The 25892-nt window shown below is 61.7% G+C and carries 22 protein-coding genes and 3 pseudogenes; 17 read left to right on the top strand and 8 right to left on the bottom strand.

What is annotated here, in order from left to right; genetic code table 11:
• Positions 1-215: 215 nt before the first annotated feature.
• The 10 genes from KZX42_RS07670 (at position 216) to KZX42_RS07625 (ending at position 14582) form a co-directional block, all read left to right on the top strand.
• Entirely contained in the window at positions 216-626 is a 411-nt protein-coding gene (locus KZX42_RS07670) for a hypothetical protein (RefSeq protein ID WP_248118596.1), read from the top strand.
• Between the two features lie 71 nt (positions 627-697).
• On the top strand, positions 698-1888 hold the full coding sequence (gene qatC, locus KZX42_RS07665) for a Qat anti-phage system QueC-like protein QatC (RefSeq protein WP_248118595.1): 1191 nt from the start codon (positions 698-700) through the stop codon (positions 1886-1888).
• The gene (gene qatD / locus KZX42_RS07660; protein ID WP_248118593.1) at positions 1879-2643 is read left to right on the top strand and encodes a Qat anti-phage system TatD family nuclease QatD; all 765 of its coding nucleotides are present in this window, start codon (positions 1879-1881) and stop codon (positions 2641-2643) included. The genes qatC and qatD overlap by 10 nt, the downstream gene beginning before the upstream one ends.
• 113 nt (positions 2644-2756) lie before the next feature.
• A complete protein-coding gene (locus tag KZX42_RS07655) occupies positions 2757-3431 on the top strand; it encodes a hypothetical protein (protein ID WP_248118591.1) in 675 nt (224 codons plus the stop codon).
• Positions 3432-3562: 131 nt separating this feature from the next.
• Entirely contained in the window at positions 3563-4153 is a 591-nt protein-coding gene (locus KZX42_RS07650) for a hypothetical protein (RefSeq protein ID WP_248118590.1), read from the top strand.
• A gap of 651 nt (positions 4154-4804) precedes the next feature.
• On the top strand, positions 4805-5626 hold the full coding sequence (locus KZX42_RS07645; RefSeq protein WP_248118589.1) for a TnsA endonuclease N-terminal domain-containing protein: 822 nt from the start codon (positions 4805-4807) through the stop codon (positions 5624-5626).
• Positions 5623-7791, top strand: a complete 2169-nt coding sequence (locus KZX42_RS07640; RefSeq protein ID WP_248118588.1) for a Mu transposase C-terminal domain-containing protein — start codon at positions 5623-5625, stop codon at positions 7789-7791. Before KZX42_RS07645 ends, KZX42_RS07640 begins: the two co-directional genes overlap by 4 nt.
• A complete protein-coding gene (locus tag KZX42_RS07635; protein WP_248118587.1) occupies positions 7788-8726 on the top strand; it encodes an ATP-binding protein in 939 nt (312 codons plus the stop codon). Before KZX42_RS07640 ends, KZX42_RS07635 begins: the two co-directional genes overlap by 4 nt.
• A gap of 625 nt (positions 8727-9351) precedes the next feature.
• Positions 9352-10605: a hypothetical protein gene (locus KZX42_RS07630; RefSeq protein WP_248118586.1), complete on the top strand. Its 1254-nt coding sequence runs from the start codon at positions 9352-9354 to the stop codon at positions 10603-10605.
• 554 nt (positions 10606-11159) lie between these two features.
• Positions 11160-14582 carry a DNA methyltransferase gene (locus tag KZX42_RS07625; protein WP_248118585.1) on the top strand — a complete coding sequence of 1141 codons (3423 nt, stop codon included), beginning with the start codon at positions 11160-11162 and terminating at the stop codon, positions 14580-14582.
• A 330-nt stretch (positions 14583-14912) separates the two neighbouring features.
• On the opposite strand, the gene KZX42_RS07620 is transcribed toward KZX42_RS07625, so the two are convergent.
• Genes KZX42_RS07620 through KZX42_RS07610 form a run of 3 tightly spaced genes read right to left on the bottom strand, consistent with a single transcriptional unit; the run spans position 14913 to position 18198 of the window.
• On the bottom strand, positions 14913-15803 hold the full coding sequence (locus KZX42_RS07620; protein WP_248118583.1) for a plasmid partitioning protein RepB C-terminal domain-containing protein: 891 nt from the start codon (positions 15801-15803) through the stop codon (positions 14913-14915).
• Positions 15803-16675 carry a plasmid partitioning protein RepB C-terminal domain-containing protein gene (locus KZX42_RS07615; RefSeq protein ID WP_248118581.1) on the bottom strand — a complete coding sequence of 291 codons (873 nt, stop codon included), beginning with the start codon at positions 16673-16675 and terminating at the stop codon, positions 15803-15805. Before KZX42_RS07615 ends, KZX42_RS07620 begins: the two co-directional genes overlap by 1 nt.
• On the bottom strand, positions 16672-18198 hold the full coding sequence (locus KZX42_RS07610) for a recombinase family protein (protein ID WP_248118580.1): 1527 nt from the start codon (positions 18196-18198) through the stop codon (positions 16672-16674). Before KZX42_RS07610 ends, KZX42_RS07615 begins: the two co-directional genes overlap by 4 nt.
• A gap of 170 nt (positions 18199-18368) precedes the next feature.
• On the opposite strand from KZX42_RS07610, the gene KZX42_RS07605 reads away from it, so the two are divergent.
• The 4 genes and pseudogenes from KZX42_RS07605 to KZX42_RS07590 all read left to right on the top strand — a co-directional run.
• On the top strand, positions 18369-18689 hold the full coding sequence (locus KZX42_RS07605) for a hypothetical protein (RefSeq protein ID WP_248118578.1): 321 nt from the start codon (positions 18369-18371) through the stop codon (positions 18687-18689).
• A gap of 229 nt (positions 18690-18918) precedes the next feature.
• Positions 18919-19269, top strand: a pseudogene (locus KZX42_RS07600) (transposase); the annotation flags it as partial.
• 91 nt (positions 19270-19360) lie between these two features.
• Positions 19361-19709 (top strand): annotated as a pseudogene (locus KZX42_RS07595) (transposase); the annotation flags it as partial.
• Between the two features lie 71 nt (positions 19710-19780).
• Positions 19781-20002, top strand: a pseudogene (locus tag KZX42_RS07590) (transposase); the annotation flags it as partial.
• Between the two features lie 291 nt (positions 20003-20293).
• Here KZX42_RS07590 and KZX42_RS07585 read toward each other — a convergent pair.
• Together KZX42_RS07585 and KZX42_RS07580 are read right to left on the bottom strand one after the other, a co-directional pair.
• Positions 20294-20749 carry a hypothetical protein gene (locus tag KZX42_RS07585; protein WP_248118576.1) on the bottom strand — a complete coding sequence of 152 codons (456 nt, stop codon included), beginning with the start codon at positions 20747-20749 and terminating at the stop codon, positions 20294-20296.
• Between the two features lies 1 nt (position 20750).
• Positions 20751-20942 (bottom strand): hypothetical protein, encoded by a 192-nt coding sequence (locus KZX42_RS07580; RefSeq protein ID WP_248118574.1) that lies wholly within the window; start codon positions 20940-20942, stop codon positions 20751-20753.
• A gap of 434 nt (positions 20943-21376) precedes the next feature.
• Between KZX42_RS07580 and KZX42_RS07575 the strand changes: the two genes are divergently transcribed.
• Together KZX42_RS07575 and KZX42_RS07570 are read left to right on the top strand one after the other, a co-directional pair.
• Complete coding sequence (locus KZX42_RS07575; RefSeq protein WP_248118573.1) at positions 21377-22105, top strand: Crp/Fnr family transcriptional regulator; 729 nt, start codon at positions 21377-21379, stop codon at positions 22103-22105.
• 1 nt (position 22106) lies between these two features.
• A complete protein-coding gene (locus KZX42_RS07570; protein ID WP_248118571.1) occupies positions 22107-22328 on the top strand; it encodes a hypothetical protein in 222 nt (73 codons plus the stop codon).
• Between the two features lie 89 nt (positions 22329-22417).
• On the opposite strand, the gene KZX42_RS07565 is transcribed toward KZX42_RS07570, so the two are convergent.
• The 3 genes from KZX42_RS07565 to KZX42_RS07555 are packed head-to-tail and all read right to left on the bottom strand — an operon-like array spanning position 22418 to position 24760.
• Positions 22418-23596, bottom strand: coding sequence for a zinc-dependent alcohol dehydrogenase (locus KZX42_RS07565; protein WP_248118569.1), 1179 nt, complete (start codon positions 23594-23596; stop codon positions 22418-22420).
• An 18-nt stretch (positions 23597-23614) separates the two neighbouring features.
• The gene (locus KZX42_RS07560; RefSeq protein ID WP_248118568.1) at positions 23615-24181 is read right to left on the bottom strand and encodes an SRPBCC family protein; all 567 of its coding nucleotides are present in this window, start codon (positions 24179-24181) and stop codon (positions 23615-23617) included.
• 33 nt (positions 24182-24214) lie between these two features.
• Complete coding sequence (locus KZX42_RS07555) at positions 24215-24760, bottom strand: hemerythrin domain-containing protein (RefSeq protein ID WP_248118566.1); 546 nt, start codon at positions 24758-24760, stop codon at positions 24215-24217.
• Positions 24761-24948: 188 nt separating this feature from the next.
• On the opposite strand from KZX42_RS07555, the gene KZX42_RS07550 reads away from it, so the two are divergent.
• A complete protein-coding gene (locus tag KZX42_RS07550) occupies positions 24949-25857 on the top strand; it encodes a manganese catalase family protein (RefSeq protein ID WP_282438851.1) in 909 nt (302 codons plus the stop codon).
• Positions 25858-25892: the final 35 nt, after the last annotated feature.

Genomic DNA, 25892 nt, shown 5'->3' with positions numbered 1-25892 from the left:
TGAAGGACTATCTAAAGACCGGGGACGAGCGCATCGGACGCCGCGCGCTGGGACACTATGCTCGCGGTTCCGCAGGAGGGGGAGCAGCTGGGGCGGCACGTCTCGGACGCGCCGCCCGTATAGGAGGCCAAGTCTTCGGTGCGCTTTCTGGAGCTGGGCGCGGCGAAGGGCCTACTCCTGGATCCTTCGACATCAGCACACTGGCCGGTCAGCCTGTGGTCGACGCCATTGCGGCCATTGTAGATGCATTTTGTCCGCCGGGCATTTTGGATGAGGACACGATAAGAGCCTCACTGGCGGAATCGCTCGCCGAGGCGCTGGCCGGGGCTGATCAGTTCGATCCCACAGCATTGGATGACTATACGGTCGTCGTGGCCATGCGCTGCTTCGTAGCCGAGATGGTGTTCGCTGCGGTAGCGGTGGAACAAGGGCAGGCAGCGGCGAACATTCCCCCGGCACAAGCGGTCTCGCGAGAGAACGATCTGAGAGACATCGTCAGGGAGTTGACGGATGTAAAGGCTACTCCGGTGCTCCAGCAGGCCGCTGGTCCTCTTAGTCAAGCCAACATCGAAATCCTGGTCAGGCAGATCGCGGCCGACGTGATCGCGGAGATGGCGACATGGTAGGGACAGCAATCCGCGCGACCCCTGATGCTCCTCGAGCCGCCGCCTTTCACAACGGAGCGGACCGGCTGGGGGTGGCTCTATTTCACTCTGGCAGCAGAGACCTGCCCGGGCTGGGCGCAAACCTGCGCGACCAGGTTCGCCGGGGTCTACCGCGTCCTCCTTCGCAGCTAGCCTGGGACTTTCTTTCCATCGCGATGTCGATATTCGCGGCTGATCGGTTCGTCTTGCGAAGCGCGTCGGAAGACGGGTGGACCCGCGTGATTTCTGTCGATGTGGCTGTCCAGAATCCGGTCATTTGGGAGCCCCATCGTGAGCGCCTCGCGGCGGCTTTCCGGTTCCTCACCGGCGATATCTGGCACCTCTCCTTTTCGCCCGACGGCGATGAAGCACCAGCGTTCCCGCCACAGCTGACGGACCGGGACTGCATTTGCCTCTTCTCAGGGGGGCTCGACAGTTTGCTTGGGGCGATCAAACTGCAGGCCGAAGGACGCACTCCCCTCTTGGTGAGCCAAGGGTCTCCAAAAGAAATTTCGCCTCAAGTCTCCCTATCTGAGGCCATAGGCCTGTCGCAGCACCGCTTTGAGGGGCGGGTCAGCGAAAAATGGCGGGCCCCCTACGAAGGATCGACACGGGGGCGGTCGCTCATCTTCTTTGCCTACGGTGCCCTGGCCGCGTCAGCTCTCGGGTTGGGTGAGGTGATCGTGCCGGAAAACGGCTTCATCGCGATCAATCCGCCGCTCACGAGACGTCGTCTCGGCTCCTTGAGCACGAGGACTACTCACCCGCACCTGCTCAAGGAGCTGAGCGAAATTCTAGATGCCGTCGGCATTCACGTTCGGCTTCACAATATTTTCGAGGGAAAGACGAAGGGTGAGATGCTAGCCGAATGCGATCACCCTCAACTCGGCCTCCTGGCTTCAGGGTCCTACTCTTGCGGCAAGGGCAAGCGGCTGAACAAGCAGTGTGGGCGCTGCATTCCTTGCCTCATTCGCCGGGCATCCTTCCACGCGTCGGGTGTGCCGGACATGACGGAGCGGGGCTACGCCGCTAGGCTTGACCGATCAAAGGACAATGACGACGTACTGTCTGCGCTTCTAGCAGGTGCTCGGCGCGGGCACCTCGACCCGGCGGCCGTTGAACGATGGGTAGCGGCTGCTGGCCCACTACCGAGTGATCCCCTGAGGCGGGCCACGATCATCGGAACGGTGGATAGAGGGTTGGCCGAAGTAAGCGCGTTTCTTGAAACGGTTCGATGGCGATAGTCGATTTCCATTGCCACCTAGACCTATTTCCAGACCCGCAAGCCGTGGCATGTGAAGTCGCGAACCGGGGCGTCTACGCCCTCTCGGTCACCACGACACCGAGCGCCTTCCTCGGAACGGCGGCACTGGCTCCGCCAAATAGTCGGATCCGGACGGCTCTAGGGCTTCATCCCGAACTTGCGGCTGCCCGGGCTGCTGAGTTGCCTCTGTTCGAGACTCTCCTTTCGAAGACTGCCTATGTCGGCGAGGTTGGCCTGGACGGTTCCAGACCCCACCGTGACACCCTCGATATCCAGACGGGTATCCTCATGGACATTCTCATCCTGTGCGCACGCGCGGGCGGAAAGACGATCTCCCTCCATAGCCGCGACGCTGCGCGCCTAGTGCTTGATCTCCTAGAAGCCGAACCGTTGGCGGGCCGCCCGGTCCTTCACTGGTTCGTGGGCTCGCCGCGCGAAATCGCCAGGGCCGCCGAAATCGGATGCTGGTTTTCAGTAGGTCCGGCCATGCTCCGTTCGGACCGTGCTCGGCGGGCCGTCGCCTTGATGCCGCGCGACAAACTGCTGCCTGAAACCGATGGCCCTTTTGGGCTGAACAACGGGAAGCCTCTATATCCTTGGGAGGCAAGCTTAGTCGTGCCGGTCCTAGCGCAGCTCTGGGCGGAGCCGGAGTCTGCGGTCACCTCACAGCTGGAGAACAACTTCCGAAAGCTGTCGGCATTGAGCGTGGCGACACCGAGCGACACCAGCCAATAGGCACCGCGCTCGGGGCCACTTAGATCGGGATCGGTGGCGCACCCGAGATGTCTTGGATCTGGTGACTCGCCGCTTTTCTTGGTCGATCCGCACTGGGGTAATATCTCTACCAGATGGCGAATCGAAAACGGGGAGCAGTCGGGCTTGGGACCGCCATCGGTGGTTTGATCCTGCTTGCGGCGTTCAACGAGAATATCGCTTCCATTCTGGAAGACACCCAACTCAACCGGGCTTGGACCTTGGTTGAGCCCTCCCTGCGATGGCTTTCTGGACTGCTCGTCGCCATGGTCGGCTATCTCGTTCATCCAGTGGCCACACACCTCTACGCCTTCGTCGTGGGCGGTGTCGTAACGATCGGCGCTGTCCGGTTCGCCGTTTCCCGGCAAAACCTGCCGTCGCGCAGAGCGGAAATGATCTCGCTTCCTGATCTGGTCGAATACCTCACGATGGAAACCGAGTGGGCGCAGAGCCGACGCGCCGTGACTGATCGCGACTTGCAGTTTGAACTGCTCGATATCCTCACGACAGGGAAGCTGAACGCCTATGCCCGCCAGCAGCTCTTCGGTCATCCAGGGCCGCTTAGGCGAATTTCGCCAGGCTATTTCGAGGCCGCCATCATCAACACCCACGCGATCCGAAACGGGGCTCCGCAACAGATCACGCTAAAGCCGACGTACTCGGGTGATCACTTCGAACACTGGCAGTTCCAACAGCGCGAAGTGGAGTCGATCTGGCCGCGGCCAAAGACGCCTAAGGAGGGATGGCCGACTAGGTTTCTAGGTCGCTGAAACTTCGCGTCCCGATCGATCAAGACCGCAGGCTTGTAAGCCGTCGTTTCCTACTCGGCTGCAGCGCCCATTGACCGTTGATCGTTCAACCGGCCAGTTTGGCGTGTTGTTCAAAATTCTGCAGGCTGGCGATGCTTTACAAAGTCATGGAGCAGATTAGCTCGGCTCCCGTGCGGCTCTCCGCCGCCTTCGCTACCCTGCTTGCCCTAGCTGTGCTCCTGGCCCCGGGCGCGGGGTGGACCTTCGAATGGGATCGCGCTTCAGCGTTTGTCGTCGCCTTCACCCTTTGGGCCGTTTCGGAAGGCCGCGCCTTGGTGGCGCGGCACCCGCACGATCTTCGGCTTATGGCCCTTATCGAAAATACCCTTTCGCAGAAGGAGCGGGCCAATCTGCGGTCGATGGAGATGAGCGAAGACTTCCAGTGGTCCGACTTCAGCGGACTGCGTGAGGTCGCCGTCTGGGAAGGACCGGACTATCGCTTTTTGGACAAGACACTGGAAAAGGCATGGGCGCCGGTCCTAGAGGCGCTTCAGTCTTTCCGGACCGAACTAGCGCGACGCTCCATGCCCAAGGCCGGTGATGGCGGTTGGTATTCCGTTCGAGCAGAAGCGCGGCGGGAACAGTGGGAGACCGATGCTGCCTTCCTTAACGACGCGTCCGATAAACTGACCCAACAGTTGGACGCATTTCTTGTGTTGGGTAGGCGCCGTCTCGGCGCTTGAGGTTGATCGCCGTGGGGCACATTCCAGCGCGTTGACTCGTCGCCTGTCCAAATACATGCGGGTGAAGCAATCGCCAGTCATGCGCCCATTGGCGATTGAATGTCGGCTTATCGACAGGACGCCAAGGTCCGCTCTTGGCGCCATGCGGCGGTTGAGCGGAATGCGGATGTCGCCAAACGGCCGATCATGATTCAAGTGGATCTGGCTTAGAACTGACGCCCGATCCTCGACCCTCCGTCCGCGCCAAATATTGCAAAGAACATATATAAGCTTCCGACCCGTCTACTCCGCCGATAAGCAAAATTATTACTTTGGACTCTTGGCTATTGGCCTGCGAAAATCCCGCCCGTCCAGCGGTGAGTCCTTTGCGATGCTCTTATTAGATCGCGCCTCGCCTCGCCCATAGCAGTCGCGGAGGAAGACGTGAGGCCGCCCTAAAAAATCCAATAGGATCCGTTGCTTGGAAGCGGAAACAACAAAACCCGGGGCTGGCCCCCCGGGCTTCTGTTGGGAACCACGCAAGGTCCCTTCGTTTGATCACGATGAGCATAGCATCTCCTCAATGAGATACGAAGTCAACGGCCTTCCAAGTGAGGCCGGCCGCCTTCGCTTGCACGGTTCCTAACTTCATCAAAATCAATGGAGTTGAGGATGACGAACATCGCTCATAACCCTCGCACGCCTGCCAGTATGCAGGCCGATACCCTGGCCCATGCGTTGGAACAGGTCGCAACGCCTGCCGTCACAGCATGGTGCTGGGAGGCCCTCGCGGCCTCCGCCACTTTGGTGATCACGCCCAAGGGTCAGCCGATCCGAACCATCATCACCGGTCGCCGGCGCATCACGACAGGCGCTTACGCCAGCAGGAAGGCTGGCCGGGCGTTTCCATTCGAAGGAATGAACGAGCGCGCCTTCCTGATGCACAGCGAGGTCGACACAGCAGTCGTTGACTACCGCGCCCAGCCGTTTCGGTTCGAGTTCGTTCTCGACGGCGAGAAGCGGACGTACATAGCCGACGCCGTACGCCTGCTCGATAGCGGCGTAGTGGAAGTCGTCGAGATCAAGAATGATCGGCGTTTCCAGAAGGATCTCGATTACGCGCTCAAACTCGACTGTGTAGCCGAAGTTTGCCGCCAGATCGGGTGGCGCTTTCGAGTGATGTATCGTGAAGCGCTATTCGAGCCCCGGATATGTTTCGACAACGTCCAGGACGTTCAGTCCTGGCGCCTTGCGAACTACGGCGAGACGGATGTGTACTGCGTGCTCGACCGTCTGGACGCCTGCGGCGGTAGCCAAGCCCTCGGATCACTGGCTGATCTCATCGGTGGCCGACCCGTAGGAATGGCCAAGTTGAAGGCGATGATGGTTGGCCGGATCGTTCGTATCGACCTTTCGGATCGGCTCAGCATCGATAGCGAAGTCGTAGCGGTCACCACGCAGACCCCCGCCGGTCGGCTGGAGGCGGTCCAATGATCGACATTCAACTGAAGACCGGCGAGCTCTGGGAGATCGACGGTGAGCGCCACTATCTCGAGCAGGTAATGGGCGGCGGCTTCCTACTGCTGCGCTCGGAACGGACGTCAACACCCTATCAGGTGCAGATTGGGGACGGAGGGGTCGTATCGCCCACCATGGCGTGGCTTAAGGCGCAGATAGCTTCAGGATCGGCTCGGCGCATCGACGCCGTCGGCGGTTCGAAAGCTCGAAGAATCGCGGAGCGCCGAGAGGACAGCTTCGAAGCGATCATTGCGCGAGACCCCCGTGCGTTCGTTCGCCAAGCGGTACTGATCGGTCTGGATCGCATGGGTCATTATTCGCGCAGCGACCAAGGCTTGAGGCGAGCAGTCGCCTCGATTTGGAAGGCTAAGCCACTGCAGTTGGACAAGCATCGGCAACCTGCTCCCTCGACCGTCCGGCGGTGGCTAAACGACCGCGGGGCTCCGGGACTACGCAAGCTCCGGTCGATGACCAGCATGTCTAGCCGGGTACCTCGATCGCTGCGCCTCGCTCCGAGTATCCACCGGCAGATGCATCGATGCGCTATGGCCTACTGGGCCGAGCGAGGGACCAGCATCGGCGAAGCGTATGCACGCCTTTGTACGAGAGTTGCCAGGATCAATAGGTGGCTTGGCCGTCACGAACGCCGGGTGCTGGCGGTTCCCAGCAAGGAAAGCTTTCGCCTCCACGTACGCTTGACCGAGTGCTGGGAGACGGTCGCCGCCAAGTACGGGCCAAAGGAGGCTGACAAGCGCTTCAAAGCCTGCGGGAAAGGGCTGGTGTCCAACCGCCCGCTGTTACTGGGCGCGATGGATCACACGATCCTAGACTGCTTCGCAGTGATCAACGCCAAGGGGTGGAGGCTGTTAGGACGGCCCACGTTGACGGTCCTGATCGACGTTCATTCTCGCTGCATCGTCGGATGGGTCCTTTCATTCGAACCTCCATCTCTCTTCGCAGTGATGGAGTGCATCAAGCGAGCGAACCGCCCCAAGCTTCACCTGCGCGAGCGATACCCCGACAATCCCGAACTGGAGGACATTTTCGGCAAGTTTGACGAAATCGTTGTCGACAACGGGTGGGAGTTTTCGGGCACATCGTTCGAAGCAGCGATGACAGACATCGGCACGACCGTGAGGTGGGCGCCGACCCGCTCTCCAACCTACAAGGCCGTTGTCGAGCGCTTTTTCGGCACGCTGAACTCGATGCTGAATCGCAAACTCCCTGGAGCGACATTTCCAATCGCTCAGCTACGCGCGTGGGAACTCGATCCGCGGAAGGACGCAGTCTTAACCCTGGATCAGCTGGAAAAGCTCATCTGGGCGACGATCAGCACCTATCACCTTCACCAACACCGGACGCTCGGCGCCGCACCTGTGCGCATTTGGTCTGAAGGTGTTCGGGAATGCGGGATCCAGGTCATCAGCGATGAGCAGCAGCTCGACAAGATGGCCGGCGCTTATGAGACCCGTACTCTTTCTAGGTCTGGCGTCTCCATCTTCAATTTGCAGTATCATGACCCCGCGATCACTGGCCCGCTTTTGGAGAAGCTAGCCGCACGTGAGCCGGTTCGCGGCAAGGCTGAAGGCTCGGCCCGGGCCAAGGTGACGTTTAAATACAACCCGGCCAATTTAGGTGAGATCCACGTTTGGGATGCTCCGGCTGGCCAGTTCGTCACGCTGCCGTGCGTAGATCCTGAGTACGCGGGCGGCTTGTCCCTTTGGCGGCACCAACGGATCAGCGAATGGAAGCGCGAAGGGGGCGATGAGCGCGCCGCGAAGGAGGCGGAATCGACCATCGCATTGAAGGATGCCTTCGAGGAGGCGTGGCCGGATGGTCAGTTTGGCCGACGCAAGCGTACTGCAGCGCGCCTGTTGTCCTCTCCTCGGATTGAGCAACTCGCAGGTAAGGGCATGAGGATCGCCTTTGCGGAGCCCCGTCATGACGGCATGGCCCCCATCGTGCCCACCAATGCCCTCGCCAACGAGCGTTCAGACGACGGCATTAAGCCCGTGCGGCTGCCTAGGGGAAGAAAGCGAAAGCCCGCTCACAGTCGGCCCCAGCAAACATCGTGTGAGCCTGAGACAGGAGCATTTCCGGTATTCGATCACGGTGGCGATGAATGGAAGGAATTCCAATGAGCGAGGATTTTACCGATCCGCCGTCGGCCGCTGACTTGAACGACATCGTCGCCGAAAAACTTGAGCGCTTCAAATCGATATTCGTCCCTTACCCCAAGCACGTCGAGCTTCATGATCGCTTCGACTACCTGCAGAAGCTTGGAAGGAGAACCATCGGCAAGCCCCAGATGGGACTACGCATCCTTGCTCCAACCGGTTCGGGGAAATCCACGGCAGCCGAGGCCTACATTGACTTGGTGCAGCGACGAAGGCCTCGTACCGACACCTTCGTGCCGATCCTGAAGATCAACTTAGAGAAAGCGTGCACTTCCAAGAAACTCATGACGTCGATTCTTAACGAGTTCGATGATCCGTATGTTGCGTACGGAAACGAGCTCACTCTCAAGCGGCGTGCTTTTGCCTGCATTGAACGATTTAGAACCGAGTTACTGATCGTTGATGAGGTGCAGCATCTAAACTACCGCAACGGCCAAAACAACGATGTCACAGACACCCTAAAAGGCATGCTTGATGGCGGCGTTGTCCCGATGGTGTTCCTCGGCACCGATGACGCCGAACAAATGTTCAAGCGCAACCTTCAGCTGAATGGCCGGCTCCTAGCGCCGTGCGATCTGGATCCTCTGAACAGCAAAAGTGCGGAAGATCGGCGCCTGTTCGCTGCGTTTGTGGCGAAGCTGGAGGCCGTCATCGTCGCGCAGGATATACTCCCCGAGCCTTCATGCCTCGGTGAGGCGGGACTTTTGCCCGGACTGTTTGAGGTCTCAAAAGGCGTCGTAGGCCGTGTATCTCGACTGTTTCTTGCAGCGCTGGATATCGCCATCCGTCGTGGCGCGACCCGGTTGGAACTCTACGACCTGGCGTTGGCCGTGGATCGCTGGGCCATCCCACAGGCCTTCGCCAAGACCAATCCGTTCCGGAAGCTGTCGGATGCCTAGCTCATCTGACTTGCTGCCGGCGACGGCGCGTCAGGAGACGGGGAAGAGCATGCTCTTCCCCGTCATACCTGCGCCCGGCGAAACTCTTCCGGGATACCTGCTTCGAAACGTAGAGCCCAACTTCCTCCCAGGAATTTGGCCCATCTTCAAATCGCTAGGCCTCAACGTCACGTTGGCAGGAAATTGTATCGACAAGGTCGGGAAGGTCGCCGATCAACTATTCGAACGCTTCGCGGCACCCCCCGATGCGTGGGCCAGGCTGTGGGGTGTGGAAGGTCCGCAGGGCGGTCGCCGACGCCTCGGCGGTGTTTGGCTGACGCCCGGTCAAATAGAGAGCGGTATACGGCGGGTGCCCCCGCGACATGCAGCTGGCGATCCCGACCAAGCCATATGGATGGTGAAAGACCTGGGCTTCTGTCCGGTTACTTGGGAGATGTTGATCGATCGGTGCCCGAGACGTGGATGCCAACACCTCACCTGGATGAGCGCAACCGCGCTCCACATCTGCGGTCATTGCAGAACGCCTGTCTCGGATGCCAAGCGTCAAACCGTACCTCGACCGGACCGCAGGGCGCTGACTTGGGTTCTTGGGCTATTCGGCGACGAAGCCGCGCAGGAAAGGTCGATGATGGCCTTGCCGCCAATCTACGCCGCTCGCTGCCCAACAGACGTTTACGACTTGATCCTCGCCATCGCCCGCCCGCTTAGGGTGATGAGGGATCCCGACATACGTGGACGTGTAAATCTGGAAGTCTGCGATGTCGCGGCGGCTGGCCAGTTCCTCCTCGATTTCCATCGCGCCCACTGGGACCTTCGTCAGCATGGTGATGAGGTCGTGTCGGCGTTTCGCAAGCGCCTCGAGACTCTGCTGCGGTTCTCGCTCAGGCCCGCCGTGAGAGCCGACGTGATCAAAATTCTGCAGTATGGGCGGCCCGACAGAGGCAACATAACGCCCGGCTGGGAGGCAAACTGGCTTAGCACCACCCAGGCCGCCGGCTTGCTGCGGGTCGAGCGTCGCGACGTCCGGTTGCTCGCCAGTTCTGGTCTCCTGCCTAATGAAGTGACGATTGGAGGCGAACACCGAACGCACGGCTCATTCCTGAAAACTCACGTGGACCGAATGCGCGATGAGCTGAGAGCACAAATGTCCTTGAGAGAATTTCAATCGCGCACCGGTCTCCAGCGTTCAGCGGTGGAGCAGTTGCTTGGGCTCGGCCTTATAGCTGAAACGACGAGCGCTGCGGCGAAGTTAGTTTATGACGGCCTTCACATCACGCGCGAAAGCGCAAAAACCCTTGTGAGCCAGGTGGCCGATGCGGCGATGTCTGACGCTTCTGACGAAGACGTGCCTCTTCGAGAAGTCATGCAGGGCGTTGGAGGTAGGCCAAAGCCATGGGCTCGGCTCCTTAGAGCCGCGCTGAACGGAGAACTTCCAGGGGGGCTGCGACGCGGTCGCCCCGACAATCGCATCATTGACCTGAGAGTTCATCCAGTGACGGCGCGGCACATCCTCATGGGGGGCTCGGAAGGTGGGCGCCCCTTCGCTTTTCAAGCTGGCGACCTGGCCGAGTGGCGGCGTGAGGAAATGACGCCGTCGGAGGTAGAAGAGCACCTCAACTGTACGGCTCAAGACGTGAGCTGGCTGCGTTATCGAAAGTACCTCACACCGATAATCGCGAAAGGCGCCGCCGTGTATGGCCGGCCAGAAGTTGAAGCGTTAGGGCGGCAGCTGATCACAACACGAGAGATCGCGGCCCGGATAGGAAAATCGCCAGCACAACTTTGGCCGGAGCTGCAGGCCTTCACCGCAGGCGGGAGCTTGGGGCAAGGCTTTTACGATCGTGCTCTCATGGAGAGCTGGATGGTGGCCGGTCAATGAACGATGAGGTTAAGCGTCGGGTCCGGCAGCGTCGGATTCTGCATTGGGCTCAGAATGGGCGCTGCGCAGGATGTGGCGAGCCGATGAGCCTCAAGCGGGGCTTTCCGCGAGATCGCCCTAGCTATCCGACCTATGATCACGTCGTGCCAAAATGCCGAGGCGGTGGCCATAGCCTGATCAATGGGCTGCTTAAGCACTTCGCTTGCAACACGCGACGAGGGTCTGATCCCCCCACCGGATGCGACCGCATCTGGCATGCTTTGGTGTTAGAGCGACTGTATTCCCCGGCAGCTGCCGATCGGTGGCGATTGGAAATGCACAAGCGCGCGACCTTCGTCGTTGAACGCCAGGGTAAGGATTGATCTCCAGCTCCGCGTCGTTCACGGGCGCGGGGGCCCGCTCTTCGCCTAAGCGGCATTCTTGGCAGCCCAAGCAGCGGGCAGAATCCGCGCCAGGACCTGTCAGCTCGACCTCATTTGGAGGCGTTTGTCGCGTGGTAAGCGATCGATTAACGAGGCTGCCCTACCAATCAGTGCGTGCGAAGGCGGGGGGCCATGGTCGTCGAGGAATTCATCAAGCGTTGGACGGCTTCTGAAGGGGCTGAGCGGGCTAACTATGCCCTGTTTCTCAGCGAGCTCTGCGATCTAATCGGCGTGCAGCGCCCCCATCCCGCGCGGGCTGACAGCGCTCTGAACGACTATGTCTTTGAGCGTGCAGTTCGCTTCCATGACCCAGTCTCTGGAAGCAGCACAGGCCGGATCGATCTCTACAAGCGCGGCTGCTTTGTTCTGGAGGCCAAGCAGAGCCGCGAGCGAGGACAGCCGAAGGCCGTCGAGCGTATGGAATCGGTCGAGCCGACGGACGGCCAGCGCTCAACGCGGCGCTCTTGGGATGTCCTCATGCTAAACGCCAGACGACAGGCTGAGGACTACGCGCGCGCGCTGCCCGACGACCACGACTGGCCTCCATTCCTTATCACCTGCGACGTCGGAAACTGCTTTGAGGTCTTCGCAGATTTCAGCGGACGAGGTCGCAACTATTCTCAATTTCCCGATCAGTCTCGCTTCAGGATTTATCTCGACGACCTGAAACGCGAGGATACGCGCGAGTTCCTGCGCATGATCTGGACGAAGCCGTCCGCGCTAGACCCGTCGAAGCGGACCGAGGCAGTCACCCGAGAGGTGGCGGCCAGCCTCGCAAAGGTATCAACCACCTTGGAGAGCGAGGGCAACGATCCAGAGGCTGTCGCCATGTTCTTGATGCGATGCCTTTTCACCATGTTCGCCGAAGACGCGGGCCTCCTTCCCGAGAAGGCGTTCGAAAACCTTCTGGCGCGCTGCGAGCAGCAGCCCGAGCTATTCCCCAACTTGGTTGGTCAGCTTTGGTCCGCCATGGACACTGGTACCTTCGCCTACGCGTTCGAGCAGACAGTCCGCCGCTTCAATGGCAAACTGTTCCAAGATGCAACTGTCTTTGAACTGAAGCCGGCCGACATCGGACATCTGCGTGCGGCTGCATCCAAGCGCTGGACCGAAGTTGATCCCTCGATCTTCGGCGCGCTTCTGGAGCGCGCGCTAAGCGCAAAGGACCGCGCAAAGCTCGGCGCCCATTTTACACCCCGGTCCTACGTCGAGCGCCTTGTTGTCATCACGGTGATCGAGCCGCTTCGCCAAGAGTGGAACGCGGCTCAAGCCGCAATGGACGAAGCGCGTTCGAAGGGACGCTTGGCTGATGCTCGCAAGATCGCCGCCGACTTTCACCATCGTCTCGCCACCGTAAAAATCCTCGATCCTGCGTGTGGGACTGGGAACTTCTTGTACGTCACTCTCGAGCTGATGAAGCGCCTTGAGGGCGAGGTCCTGGATGCGCTTGGCGGATTGGGCGAGGGAACCGCGCGACTCGGGTTCCAAGGTGAAACGGTCGACCCTCACCAGTTTCTCGGACTAGAGTTGAACCCGCGGGCTGCGGCGATTTCCGAACTCGTCTTGTGGATCGGCTATCTCCAGTGGAACCTTCGCAACGCTGGCGGAGCCGCGCCATCCGATCCCGTGCTTCAGGCCTATGGCAACATTGAAGTGAAGGACGCCATCCTGGACTGGGATCATCGCGAGCCCGTGCTGCTCGAAGACGGCACGCAGCGCACCCGATGGGACGGCGAGACCAAGATGCTGCATCCGGTTACGGGCAGGAAGACCCCAGACACAAGCGTACAGGTGCCGGTTTGGCGCTATATCAATCCCCGCGAACGCCAGTGGCCTCCAGCCGAATTCATCGTCGGCAACCCGCCTTTCATCGGCATCCGCGTCATGCGGGATCGTCTAGGCGATGAATACCGCGACGCAGTTTTGGCGGCCTATCCAGACATTCCCGGCACGGCGGACATCGTCATGTATTGGTGGGTCAAAGCCGCAAGGTCAGTAGGCGAAGGCGCGACTAAACGGTTCGGCCTGGTCACGACAAATAGCATCACCCAGCAATATTCCCGCGTGGCTGTTGAACAAGCTCTAACTGCGCGTCGAGCGCCCAAACTCATCTTCGCGGTCGCCGATCATCCTTGGGTCGAGGACAAAGACGGAGCCAGTGTCCGTATCTCACTGACAGTCTGCGCGGGGCCCCACCACACCGGTCCTCTCCGCCTGGGAACATTGAAGAAGAAGAATGACGCCCGATCCTTGCGGATCACTGAGGTGGAAAGTCTCTTCAGCGACCTGACCGCCTCGGACGCAAGAGGGCGGGTCAAGCCCCTCAAAAGCAATCGGTCCATGTGCTTTCAGGGAGTAGTGCCGGGCAACGACGGCTTCAAGCTATCGCCGGCGGACATGACAGGGTTTGAATTTGCGGTGCGTGATAAACGTATCCGTCCCTACATCATCGGAGATGATCTCACTGATCGGCTGTCCCACGGATACATCATAGATGTTGAAGATTTGGACGAGGACCAGGTAAGACGTCTATATCCCGAGATCTACCAACGTCTCCTGCTAACGGTGAAGCCCGAGCGGGAATTGAACCGGAATCCCTCGCGCAAAAAGCGCTGGTGGCGATATGCAGCGCCAGCGAAGACAATGAGACAGGCGATCGAGGGGCTGCCGCGTTTCATTGCCACTCCTTACACCGCTAAGCATCGACCATTCGTCTTCGTCGCCAACGACGTCATTCCCGACGCCATGGCTTACGCGGTTACTAGCAGCAGTGCGGCTGTCCTCGCTGTTTTATCGTCATCCGCGCATCATGCTTGGTGTCGTTATTTCGGGGGGACGTTAGAGGATCGTCCTCGTTTCAACAACACCGAGATATTCCCGCAGTTTCCCTTCCCCGATCTTGACGGCGAGCAGGGGGAAAGGTTGGCGGATCTCGGCGAGACCCTGGACAGCCTCCGTAAGGAGCGCATCGAAAGCCACCCCGCGTTGACCATGACCGGGCTCTACAACGTCGTGGAGCGCTTGAGAGCCTTGCGGCGCGATCCGACTGAGCCGCCACTGTCAACAGTGGAACGGGCAATACACGACGCGGGCCTCGCGTCTCGAATTCTCGAGCTTCATGATCAGATCGATGCCGCGACTGCGGAGGCATACGGCTGGCCTACCGATCTCCTAGCGGAAGACATGTTCAAGCGGCTTGTCGACCTAAACGCCGCTAGAGCCGCGCAAGAGGCCGAAGGCGATATAAAATGGCTCAGGCCTGAGTACCAGGCGGTGCACACGACCGTGACGGCTGAAGAAGACGTCGAGATGAATCTTGAGGTGGACGCCGGAGAGGAGCGACCTGAGTTCCCCGGCAACGGCATTGAGCGAGCGGGCGCAATCATGGCCGTTCTCGCCAACGCAGACCGGGGGCTGTCCTTGGAAGAGCTCGCCAGCCGCTTCACCCAAGGGATGCGCGCTAGACAGCCGATTATCAGCATATTGCTGTCGCTGGAGCGCACCGGCGCGATCAGCCGCTCCGACGGACGGTACTACCTGCGCCGGGTCGCTTGATCGAAACGCTGCCAGCCCCAGCGTGGAGCATCATTTATCGACGTCCGCCGCGCGCGAGAGGTGGCGCCGAGACCTGAGAAGGCGGCGCGTAAACGACCGCGCCGGAAATCGGTGTATGACCGCTTTCGACGCGCTCAAGAAGCCGGCGGCTGAAGCAGATTCATGTGATCCTATCCCAACCGCCGACTCCGGCTAGCCAGATGTCGACCAGCCTAGCGGGCTCCGAACGGGATCGCCGTCATCCCCGCCACCGTCCTTGATCCGCCCCACACGGCGGCTTCTCCGACGGTCCCGGCGCTTATTGGGTCCCGGTCCCCAAACGCACTTTGGTCAGGCGGCTTGAGCCGTCTGATCGAGAGACGCCGCCGCTACGATCGAACGGAAGTTCTGCAACATCTCTGGATGCGCGTCGGCCAGGTAGGCATCGATGGCAGGACGAGACAGGAGCCGCTCCAGAAACCCTGCCGCGATGACCAGCACGAGGGTGTCGTCGCCAAACGACGCCTCCAGCTCGTGGTAGTCATGGGACCCCGCATCGAGCTCGCGCTGCAGCCGATCGATCTGCTCAGGGCTTAGGCCAGGGACGGCCTTCGCTTGTGGATTCACGAGGTCGGTCGCCTTGGTTGTGACCAGCAGAGCGCGGGCGTAGCTGGCGCTGAAGTTGTTGGCCGACACCATCAGCTCCGCGACCTCCAGCTGTCGGATGGGCTTCATCTTGCGCAGCTTGCTGAAGGTCTGGATCCCGACGGGCTTGTCCTTGAGGAGCTCGGCCACGTCATCATGGATGCCATTCAAAAGCTGTCGCCTGCTCCTGATGGAACCGATGTCGACGTTGAGAGCGCGCGCCAACTTCTCTTCTGAGACGCCACGCTCGATGGCCCGGACGATCATGTAGTGCTCTTGGATTGTCGCCAGCCGGTTGACCCGCTTGTTGTAGGTGAAGGCCTCGTCATCGGACGACACGACGCAGCGCGCTCGTTCAACGCCGTGTTCTTTCAGGATGCTTAGACGGACATGGCCGTCCAGCAGGGTATAGGTGCTTCCCGGCTTCACCTGCGCCACGACGAGAGGTTCAACCAGACCCACCTCAGCCACCGATGCGGCGATTCTTCGATACTTCACCGAGTCGATGACCGAGGCCGTCAGCATCTTCGACGGCAATATCTGCTCGAGCGGCAGGAGCCGGACGCGCTGCTCAAACGCGATCTTGACTGCGTGCATCAGCTCCGCTCCTGGGCCAACCGCGACGCCAGCGCTGTTGGAAGCGTGTGCAGGCCCTCGGCCTTCATCAGGGACTGGAAACGCTCCTCGCTGAGCAGATGCCTCAAGGCGTTGGTGACGAACACCAACCTGGAACGTGTCAGCGAAGCCCGACGCGCGAAGGACTGCCTCCGTTCGGTCTCGCGCTGAAGGGAGCGGATGAGAGCACCCGCCGTTGTCGGCTTCCGACTGAACTTCGTCGTCCTGTGAATGCCTTTGCCGCTGGTGTTTCGCTGATTGATGATCTGGCGGATCGCGAGAACCTGATTGCCGGGTATCGATTTCTCTTCGTACGCCTGGGCCAGGGCCTGCTGAACATCGCCTTCTTTTGCTTTGGCGATCTCCATGGCGATGGTGTGAGGGATCACGCCGCGTTCAACCGCGGAGATCAGCTTCTCTTCGCCGTTCTCCAGCAAGTGGCAGATCGCGCTGATGTAGTCAGGACCGAAGTCGACCTTCGCAGCGATCTCATCGATCGAGTAGCCCCTTTCCCTAAGCGCTCCGATGGCCCGCACCAGCTCGAGCGACGTGTGCTGCCGACGAGCGAGGTTCTCCACGAGGCTCATGACGAAACAGTCGTCCTCTGACGCATCGACAATGATCGCTGGAATCTGGTCTTGGCCAAGAGCGATGAAGGCCTCGAGCCGCCCCTGGCCGCAGACAAGATCATAGCGAGATCGGCCGGGCCGAGGGCTCACGGTGATGGGCTTCTTCAAGCCAAGATGCTCGATGCTGGTGACCAGCTCCTGGAACACGCGCTTGTTGCGCGCTCGCGGGTTCAGGACCGTGATCTGATTGACGGGGATCAGCCGGATTTCAGGTGCGTCTGTCATGCGGCGGCAAGCTCCGTGCGCCTAGCAAGGTCGTAGAAGGGCCCAAGCTCGTCGAAACGGAAGGTGTCGAGCAGCAGGCCGTTGTCGGGCGCCAAGCGCAGGCTCGGATCAGCGCCGTACTCAATCCAAGGCAGGAGGTAGTAGTCCCGGATCTCCGTGTTGCCGGGCTCCATCCGCACTGCGATGGTGAGGTTCGGCCTCAGCCCCTGGTCGAGTCTGAGCTTCCATCGCAGACCGCCTGCAGGCGTCTCTAGACAGCGCGCGATGATGATCGAGGCGCTGAACTCAGCATTGATCTTAAGGAGCCCGTTCGCATCAACGTCGGCGTGGCCGCCGGCGGCGTGCAGCCCCTCCACCACGGAGGCGACTACGTCCGGGTGCATGGCCCGCAGCGCGCGGTTCGTCTCGATGTAGCGGAAGTCCCGGCTGGGGGAGTAACCGACCAGCTGATACGCCCTTAGAAGGCTGCCGAAGCGCTTCCGATAGACGGACGTGGATGGCATCTCATCGACTTCATCGATGATAAGGCCTGAGAGGAAGCCCTTGTTCTCAAGGAGCTGGGACAGTCTGGCGAGCAACTCCTCGTCGCTGAACCGTGCGCTTCGCGCCTGGATGATGCGCTGAGCGGCGTCGAAAAAGTCCGCATCGACGATGCCCTCGAAGGCGCCGTCCTTGCGCACCCACATGTCCGGGGTATTCGTGACCCGCTTCGCCTTCAGTTTGAAGGAGCGGCGATTGTAGATGTTGTTGCCGATGTACTTCTCATTGGTCAGCACCTGGTGGACGGTGGCGCGCGTCCACGGGTGCCCCAGATCCGTACGCAATCCCTCGGCGTTCAGCTGAGCGGCAATCTCAGCCTCGGATCGCTGCTGCAGCACGAAGAGCCTATAGAGGCGGCGGACCACCTCCACCTCTTCGGGTGGGCCTGGTGTCAGCACCACCCGGTCGGTTTGCAAGCTCTTCTGCTCACCACGTTCCAGAAGGCCTTTCGGAGCACCGTGCTCATCGATGAGCTGGCGGCGCAGGCCGTATCCGGCGGGGCCGCCTTGCCTGTAGCCCAAGGTGATAAGGCGGCACTGGCCTGCAAACACCTTGGCCGATAGCTCGCGGCTGTACTCGCCGGCCATCGCGCGCTTCATGCTCTTGATGACCGTCGCGCTCAGGCTGCCATCGTTCTCGAACTGCTCGGCGCAGTAGTGGACCGCCAGGCCGGCCTCGCGACAGATGAACTCGTAGTAGGCGCTCTCGTCGGAGTCCTGGAAGCGGCCCCATCGACTGACGTCGTAGACCAGAATGGCGTTGAAATCGGTCGAGCCGCTCCGGACGTCGGCGATCAGCTTCTGAAGCCCCGCGCGGCCATCCATCCGCAGCCCGCTCTTGCCGGCGTCCTCATAGGTGCGGACGATCTCGAACCCGCGCCGGGCAGCGTAGGCCGCGATCGCCTCCGCCTGGTTCTCAGTCGAGTATTTCTGATGCTCGGTAGACATGCGGACATACTGAGCCGCACGCACGGAGCGCTTCATCTCGCCTTCGTGCTGAACTCGCTGTCGGTCCATCTCGCACGCACAAGCTCCGCACCTTCACGATGCGGTCAGCGAAGCGGCGTACTGACAGCGGAAGCGAAAGTCTTTTCCGAAAATGGACTGAAAACTTCGGTCCAAAATCGGAAAACAATTTCCGGTCTGTGAGGTGTATGATGGACGCCTTCCCGAAGCTCATCGCTGACGCCCTGCACCATGAATGGGGCTCTTCGCTTTCGTCGCGCAAGATCGTCAGCCGAATAACCAACGCCAACGAGCGGGCCGTGAAGAACTGGTTCGAAGCGCGCAACGGTCCAAGCGGCGAAAACCTGGTTGAGCTCATGAGGCATTCGGACGCCGTGCTTGAGGCGATGCTATCCGCCTCCGGTCGAGGTGGTCGACTTCAAGCCATCAAGCTCGAGACCATGGAGAAGCCCCTTCGCGAGCTGCTTTCCCTCATCGATCATGAGCGGCGAAACGCGGGCCTGCATTGAGCGAGCGGGAAGCGCCGTCCCCGCGAGGAAACCGACTGAGCAGGTCTTAGGTGGTTTTGCGCCAGTTTGAGGCGCTCTTAGCTGGTCTCGCTAAGTGGTCGATTTTCTCAACCCCAGCGCCTATCGTGTTCGGGTGAGCCACTGTTAAGTGGTCCCGATATTGTTTTCGGGACAAGTTAAAACCTGCTCAGAACAAGCTAAGAGCTGCGCAGGCTGCGCATGCTGTGTATCGGGCATGACGCTGCATCGATACTGGGACAGAGCCAGTTGTTCAGGCTGCAGCATCAAGGCTCAGTGCACGCCTGCGGTCGAACGAAAGGTCACGCGGTGGGAGCATGAAGCGGTGATCGATGCGCTCCAGGCCCGGATGGACCTCAGGCCCCGAGCCATGCGCGAAAGGCGAAGCCTGGTCGAACATCCGTTCGGCACGATCAAGGCCTGGATGGGCCACACCCACTTCCTGATGAAGCGACTACCCAACGTGAAGACCCAGATCAGCCTCCACATCCTGGCCTACAACATGAAGGGGGGAATGGCCGTGCTGGGAACCAAGCCGCTGATGGAAGCCATCAGAGCGTGAGCAGGAGGCGTCCTGGGCTTCGTCTCAACCTCCGCCCCGCCGTCGCTCAGCACGTTTTTACACGGCCTCGACTCATTGTGGCCGCTAGGAGGGTCAGGTCAGCGACTACATCGGCGCTGCCGCTCTTCTGGACAGCCTGCCACGCGCCCAGTGGCTTCTGGGAGGCGGGGGCTACGACGCCGACTGGTTCCGGGACGCCTTGCAGGCCAAGGGGATCACGCCGTGCATCCCAGGCCGCAAAACTCGCACCGAACCGATCCGCTACGACAAGCGCCGCTACAAACGGCGCAACCGCATCGAGATCATGTTGGCTGCTACGCGCCGCCCTTCGGGTCGGCAGGCTGAAGGACTGGCGACGGGTCGCCACGCGCTATGATCGCTGCCCGAACGTCTTCCTGTCCGCCATAGCCCTCGCGGGCAGGGTGCTCTTCTGGCTATGAGTCCTGAGCCTAGGATCGCTCCTGTCGATGTGAGGCTTGCGATCTGATTCAGGCTCCGAAGGAGTCTGGATATGATTAGCCTGTATTGGCCGGCGAACGAGCAGATGGCTCGGCAAGAACCCTATTTCAACAAGAACCACGGCAAGCCCCGGCTAGATGAGCGTAGGTGTGGAGCGGATCGTCTTCGTCAGCCGCAACGGGCTGCGCTGGCGGGATGAGCCAGCGGCCTATGCGCCGCGTACGACGCTCTACAATCGCTAAAGCGTTGGAGTGAAAGCGGTGTCTTCGTTCGATACAGGATGATCGGCGGCGCCGACCGCCTTCTTTACATCGCGCGCTATCGACCCGCAGCCCATCTCTGTCCGAGCCCGTCGCCTCGTGCGAGGCGTTAAGCGACCTCGGCCGGCTGCGGGTTCGGTCCCTCCATCCACCAAGCCGGGCGCGTGCACCTGGTGGGCGTGAGCGTGTCCAATCTGGTGACGGCGGGCTGCGGCGCCGATCGACTGGCCTTGTCGCGCCGCGCCAGGGCAGATCGATCTGTTCGGCGGGTCCGGTCCGGCCGAGTCGGTTGTGGCGGGGTTCGATTATTGGGCCGAGGCCCTGACCGCCTCCAAATCCGCCAACAGGGTTTGGCGATCCGTCGCATGGCGGGCCTTCGCCTTTCGTCGCGCTGCATCAAGCGCGGTCTGTTGAGCGTCGAAATCGGCCATCGCCGCCTGGTGGCTCTGGTCCAGATCGGCGAGCGCGGCTTGCAGCGTTTTGATCCTGGCGGCCTTCGCCCTTGACGGCCCGCGCGTCCTGGATCGCCTGGCCTTGCCGATCTTGCCGAGATCGATCGCAAGACTGCGCGTGATCACCTCGCCCGGGGCGGCCAAGGCGGCGTCATAGTCGGGACCGCCCGTGAGCGGGCGGGCCAGGCCGGTCGCGAAAAGGTCCTGCTTGGAGCCCCAGGCTTCAAGCGCCTTCGGTCGCGACGTCGTGGCGACGGTGAAGGCGTGAAAGCCGTCGGACCAGGCGAAGACCTTCAGCTTGGCGGCCATATCAGGCGATCGCCTCCTTGTCGAAGGCCTGCCCGGCCTCGGCCTTGATCGCGTCAGCGAGGGTGCCTGCGGGTTTCCGGCGCCGCGTCGAGAGCCGCCAGGATGACCGCAAGACCTGTCGTCGGGCGAGCGGCTCTAAGGGCTGGAGGCGGACCCAGGCCCGCGCTTTGATGAGGGTCTTCCGCGTCGCCATCTTCAGTCCTCCCGGCGCCAAGGCTGACACGGCGACGACGGTTTGTGGAGTCGGACGGCGCTTCAACGGGGCGGCCTTCGCGCCCAGCGGCCCCGTGCGGATGCGGCGCGCAAGACGCGTTCGGCGGCGATGCGTCGGGCCGTCAGCCTTGAAGCCGTATCAGCGTATCGACGACCAGAGCCGTCGCGACGCCGGCGCAGGCCAGCGCGATGAACCAAGCCGTCAAGCGGCCGAAGCGGCCGTTTGAGCACCGCGCGCGTCGAAGTTTCGGGCCAGAGAACATCGCCATTCGTCACCGATGACGCAGGTACGCCTTCCTCTCACTAACCTGCGTTAAGCGCCGACGCTTTTGCGGATCACCGTTCGGGCGTTAGCGAAGGTGCAATCTTCGCGTGCTCCGGTTAAGGTCGGGCTGGAACGACGAGGCGAGCAGCATGATCGACCCCTTCATCCGCAAGCTCGAGCACGGCGCAGACCTGACTGATGACGATCGGGCCGAGCTGCGCGCCGCGGTCCAGGACGTTTGCGCGTTCAAGGCCGGAGAGGATGTGTCGCCCCAAGGCGATGTCCCGCGCAACGTGCACGTGGTGCTTGAGGGATGGGGATGCCGCTACAAGCTGCTGGATGGGGGACAGCGTCAGGTGATGGCGATCTTCGTCCCCGGAGACATGTGCGATCTGCATGTCCAGATACTGACGGAGATGGATCATGGCATCGGGGTCCTGACCAACGCCAAGGTGGCGCAGATCACTCCGGCGTCCATTAACCGTCTGACGGAAAACCCGAGGATCAATCTCGCGTTCAACTGGGCGACCTTGGCTGACGAAGGCACCCTTCGCGAATGGCTGGTCAACATCGGCCAGCGGCCTGCCGATCAGCGTCTGGCGCATCTGATCTGCGAGCTCCATGTGCGCCTTGGCGCCATCGGCGCCGCAGACCCGGACGGGTTGGAAATGCCCCTGACGCAGACGCAGCTGGCCGACATGACGGCGATGAGCCCGGTCCATGTCAACCGCACCCTCATGGCCCTGCGGGGAGAGAATCTGATCCAGACCGCAGGGCGATACGTAAGGATTCCGAACGTCGAACGCCTTGCGGCGTTTGCGGGTTTCGACCCGAGCTACCTTCACCTCCGAGGCACCAAGCCGAACGCCAAGGTCTGAGATGCGATATTTCTTCGATACGATCGATCAGACAGGCGCGCGACGCGACCCGATCGGCGTCGACTGCGCGACCGCGACGGCTGCGCGCCGGTTGGCCCGCGAGGCGCTTGCGGAAATGTTCGTCGATGCGCGCGACGGTGGCGATGCGACCCTCGTGATCGCGGTCCGCGACGCCGAGGGCTCGCCCGTATTCGAGGGACGCCTTGTCTACGCCGAACGGTGACGACCGCACCGGATCTGTCCCCGATCAGCAGGGTGCAAGGGACGCGGCCGCCCAGGCGAGTGGGGTGAGGCGAACGTCCCTTGCGATCCTCATCCGTGCGGCGTCAGCACCACCTTGGTCCATTCGTTCGGATTGTCGTGAAAGTTCTTGTAGGCCTCCGGCGCCTGCTCCAGCGGCAGCCGGTGGCTGATGAGATCGGTCGTGTCGATCTTGCCGTCCAGGATGAGTTGCAAAAGCGCGGGCAGATATTTCTGAACATGGGTCTGGCCGGTCTTGATGGTCAGGCCCTTCTGCATGAGCGCGCCGATCGGCAGTTTGTCGCCGATGCCGCCGTAGACGCCGGGAATCGAGACGCGTCCGCCCTTCCGACACGCCATCAGGGTTTCGCGCAGCACATGCTGGCGATCGGTGCCCAGTTTGGTCTCCTGCTTGACCGCATCGATGAGGTTATCGGGGGCGAAGCCGTGCGCCTCCATGCCGACGGCGTCGATACAGGCGTCGGGGCCGATGCCGGCGGTCATCTCCATCAGGGCTTCGCGCACTTTCACCTCGTGATAGTTTAGGACCTCCGCCCCATTGGCCTTGGCCAAGGCCAGCCGGCGTGGGTGGTGGTCGATCGCGATGATGCGGCCTGCGCCCATCAGTTTGGCGCTCTTGATCGCGAACAGGCCGACCGGGCCGCAGCCCCAGATCGCTACGGTGTCGCCGGGCTCGATCTCGGCGTTCTCGGCCGCCATCCAGCCGGTCGGGAAGATATCGGACAGGAACAGCACCCGCTCGTCCTCGATGCCGTCGGGAACCACGATCGGGCCGATGTCGGAATAGGGGACGCGGACATATTCCGCCTGACCGCCGGCATAGCCGCCCGTCAGGTGCGAGTAGCCGAACAGGCCGGCGGCCGGATAGCCATAGGCGATCTCCGAGGCGTCGGACTTGTCCGCCGGATTGGAGTTGTCGCAGGCCGAAAACTGCTGCTTGCCGCAGTGGAAGCAGGAGCCGCAGGCGATCACGAACGGGACGACCACCTTCTGCCCGACCTGAAGGCTGGTGTGGCCCCGGCCGATCTCGACCACCTCGCCCATGAACTCGTGGCCCAGGATGTCGCCGTTCGACATGCCGGGAATAACGCTGTCGTAGAGGTGAAGGTCAGAACCGCAGATGGCCGTCGCCGTGATCTTGATGATCGCGTCGCGTGGATTGACGATCTGCGGGTCGGGAACCGTGTCCACCTGAACATTGTGTTTGCCGTGCCAGGTCAAGGCGCGCATGGGATTTCCTTCCGGGGATCAGAAATGACGGTCGGCGCGCGGCCCCGCGTTGGGGGCCTTGGACGTCGAGATTTCACCCGTCTCCATCAGCTGTTTGAAGCGCCGCAGCTCGCGCCGAGCCTGAACCCGAGGCTCGCGCTGCATCACCTTGGCGACCAGCTTGCCGACCGCGCCGGCGGGTGGGTCGTAGCTGATCAGGACCCGGACCTCCGTGCCGCGACCAAAGGCGTTGTCGCGAAACTCGATCCAGCCCTCATGGTCGATGTCGCTGTCTTCGGTCGATCGCCAGGCGATGTATTCGCCGGGCCGGTCCTCGGTGATCTCGCTGACCAGTTCGATCTCGGCCCCGGCGGGGCCGGCGACCGTCCAGCTCGAACGGGCATCGCCCAGCACATCGACCGCCTTCACGTTTTCCATGAAGCTGGGCAGGTTTCGGAAGTCGCGCCAGTAGTCGTACAGGTCCTGACGCGGCCGGTTGATCATGACGGCGCGGACGCTGGTGGCGTCATAGGCGCCCTCCACCTCGTCCTTGTCGTTGAAGGCCGGCGATTGAACGTCGGCGTCGGTCGATAGGGGTTCGGCCATGGTCGATGCCTCCTTTTCGTTGAACAGTCGGAATCAGGCGGCTTGGGACGTCGGCGCGCCGACATAGCGGCCGAACTCCTCGGCGTAGCGGGCTCCTAGACGCGGCTGATGCTCGCCCTTGGCTTTCAGCCTCGGGAACCAATCGCTCTCTTCTTCGAACATGTGGGTCAGGACAGCGCCTTCGATATGCTCCCACTTGTCCAGCCAGGCCTGTTTGGACGGCGCGATGTTCTCAAGCTCGGCCATCTGCGCCTTGGCGGTGGTCTGTTCCAGATAGGCGTGGGCGGCGTGCATCTTTTCGCCGGCCTGACCCATGGCAGGATACAGAACCAGCTCCTCGGCCAGCGAATGGCCGTTCAGCACCAGAGCGAGCGCCTTGAACGCCGCCGTGCGATCCGCCGCGCCGGTCGCTGCGCGCCCGGCGGCGAAAGCTGACCGGATTTCGTCATGGTGATCCAGCACCATCGACAGCCAGTCCCCGGGCGAGGCGGCGGCCCGGGCTTTCGCCGTCGCCTGGGCGCGTTTTTCTTCGCTGGGTTGCGGCGTGACGGCGGCGAGCGCCTTGTCGACAATAGACATGGAGACCTCCTCGAAAAGAAGGTTCAAGGCCGCCTTTCGGCGGCCCGTTCCGAGTGTCCAATTCCGTGCATGGCTTATGGAAGCGGCGAACAAGCCTCGCTGTTCAGGGCCTAAAGCCCAACAAGCGACCTTCGGAACAGGCGATCCGAGGCCCGGTTACCTCGACTGAATTGAGAGGACCATCCCCAATGTTCATGCACAATAAGAGACTGATGTACACCGTCCGCGTCTCCGAGCCGAACCCCGGCCTGGCGACGCTGATGCTCGAACAGTTCGGCGGGCCGCAGGGCGAGCTGGCCGCCGCCATGCGCTATTTCACCCAGGCGCTGGCGGACGAAGATCCCGGCCGCAAGGACATGCTCCTGGACATCGCCACCGAAGAACTCAGCCACCTGGAAGTGATCGGATCGATCGTGTCGATGCTGAACCGAGGCATCAAGGGCCATCTGGCCGAGGCTGCGATGGAGGAGGCCGACCTCTACGCTTCTCTGAACGCGGGCGGCGAAAGCCACACCACCTCGATCCTCTACGGCGGCGCGCCCGCTCTGGTGAACTCGGCCGGCGTGCCGTGGACGGCGGCCTACATCGACTCCATCGGCGATCCGGCCTGCGACCTGCGCTCCAACATCGCCGCCGAGTCGCGGGCCAAGATCGTCTATGAGCGGCTGATCAACTGCACCGACGATCCCGGCGTGAAGGACGCCCTGGCCTTTCTGATGACCCGCGAGGTCGCCCACCAAAAGTCGTTCGAAAAGGCCCTGTACGCGATGGAGCCGAACTTCCCGGCCGGCAAGCTGGGCGGTCTGCCGGACTTCGCCGACAAATACTATGACATGTCCCAGGGCGAGGGCGATGCGCGCGGCCCCTGGAATCAGGGCGAACAGTGGGAGTTCGTCGACGATCGCGACGCCCAGTCCGCCGTCGACGGCGGCGACGGGTCGGCCAGCGTGGCCTTATCGCCCGCGCAAACCGACAGTGTGACGGCGTTCGCGCTTCGCACCACGTCCGATCCGGACAGCAATCCGGTCACCGGCGCCGATCTGGGGGCCGGGCCGGGCGCGGGGTCCACCACGCGTTTCGAAGACGACGAAGACTGAATGACGTTATTCTGACAAGACGCGGCTTAACGCAT

The sequence above is a fragment of the Brevundimonas sp. EYE_349 genome, assembly GCF_023147505.1.
Classification (GTDB): domain Bacteria; phylum Pseudomonadota; class Alphaproteobacteria; order Caulobacterales; family Caulobacteraceae; genus Brevundimonas.
The sequence above is the reverse complement of the archived record's forward strand: the minus strand, read 5'-3'. Positions and strand labels throughout refer to the sequence as shown.

Bases quoted from the DNA above. Each gene is read 5' to 3' on its own strand.
- qatD (WP_248118593.1), top strand. From the start codon at position 1,879: ATGGCGATAGTCGATTTCCATTGCCACCTAGACCTATTTCCAGACCCG.
- KZX42_RS07655 (WP_248118591.1), top strand. From the start codon at position 2,757: ATGGCGAATCGAAAACGGGGAGCAGTCGGGCTTGGGACCGCCATCGGT.
- KZX42_RS07650 (WP_248118590.1), top strand. From the start codon at position 3,563: ATGCTTTACAAAGTCATGGAGCAGATTAGCTCGGCTCCCGTGCGGCTC.
- KZX42_RS07645 (WP_248118589.1), top strand. From the start codon at position 4,805: ATGACGAACATCGCTCATAACCCTCGCACGCCTGCCAGTATGCAGGCC.
- KZX42_RS07640 (WP_248118588.1), top strand. From the start codon at position 5,623: ATGATCGACATTCAACTGAAGACCGGCGAGCTCTGGGAGATCGACGGT.
- KZX42_RS07635 (WP_248118587.1), top strand. From the start codon at position 7,788: ATGAGCGAGGATTTTACCGATCCGCCGTCGGCCGCTGACTTGAACGAC.
- KZX42_RS07630 (WP_248118586.1), top strand. From the start codon at position 9,352: ATGATGGCCTTGCCGCCAATCTACGCCGCTCGCTGCCCAACAGACGTT.
- KZX42_RS07625 (WP_248118585.1), top strand. From the start codon at position 11,160: ATGGTCGTCGAGGAATTCATCAAGCGTTGGACGGCTTCTGAAGGGGCT.
- KZX42_RS07620 (WP_248118583.1), bottom strand. From the start codon at position 15,803: ATGCACGCAGTCAAGATCGCGTTTGAGCAGCGCGTCCGGCTCCTGCCG.
- KZX42_RS07615 (WP_248118581.1), bottom strand. From the start codon at position 16,675: ATGACAGACGCACCTGAAATCCGGCTGATCCCCGTCAATCAGATCACG.
- KZX42_RS07610 (WP_248118580.1), bottom strand. From the start codon at position 18,198: ATGAAGCGCTCCGTGCGTGCGGCTCAGTATGTCCGCATGTCTACCGAG.
- KZX42_RS07605 (WP_248118578.1), top strand. From the start codon at position 18,369: ATGATGGACGCCTTCCCGAAGCTCATCGCTGACGCCCTGCACCATGAA.
- KZX42_RS07585 (WP_248118576.1), bottom strand. From the start codon at position 20,749: ATGGCCGCCAAGCTGAAGGTCTTCGCCTGGTCCGACGGCTTTCACGCC.
- KZX42_RS07580 (WP_248118574.1), bottom strand. From the start codon at position 20,942: ATGGCGACGCGGAAGACCCTCATCAAAGCGCGGGCCTGGGTCCGCCTC.
- KZX42_RS07575 (WP_248118573.1), top strand. From the start codon at position 21,377: ATGATCGACCCCTTCATCCGCAAGCTCGAGCACGGCGCAGACCTGACT.
- KZX42_RS07570 (WP_248118571.1), top strand. From the start codon at position 22,107: ATGCGATATTTCTTCGATACGATCGATCAGACAGGCGCGCGACGCGAC.
- KZX42_RS07565 (WP_248118569.1), bottom strand. From the start codon at position 23,596: ATGCGCGCCTTGACCTGGCACGGCAAACACAATGTTCAGGTGGACACG.
- KZX42_RS07560 (WP_248118568.1), bottom strand. From the start codon at position 24,181: ATGGCCGAACCCCTATCGACCGACGCCGACGTTCAATCGCCGGCCTTC.
- KZX42_RS07555 (WP_248118566.1), bottom strand. From the start codon at position 24,760: ATGTCTATTGTCGACAAGGCGCTCGCCGCCGTCACGCCGCAACCCAGC.
- KZX42_RS07550 (WP_282438851.1), top strand. From the start codon at position 24,949: ATGTTCATGCACAATAAGAGACTGATGTACACCGTCCGCGTCTCCGAG.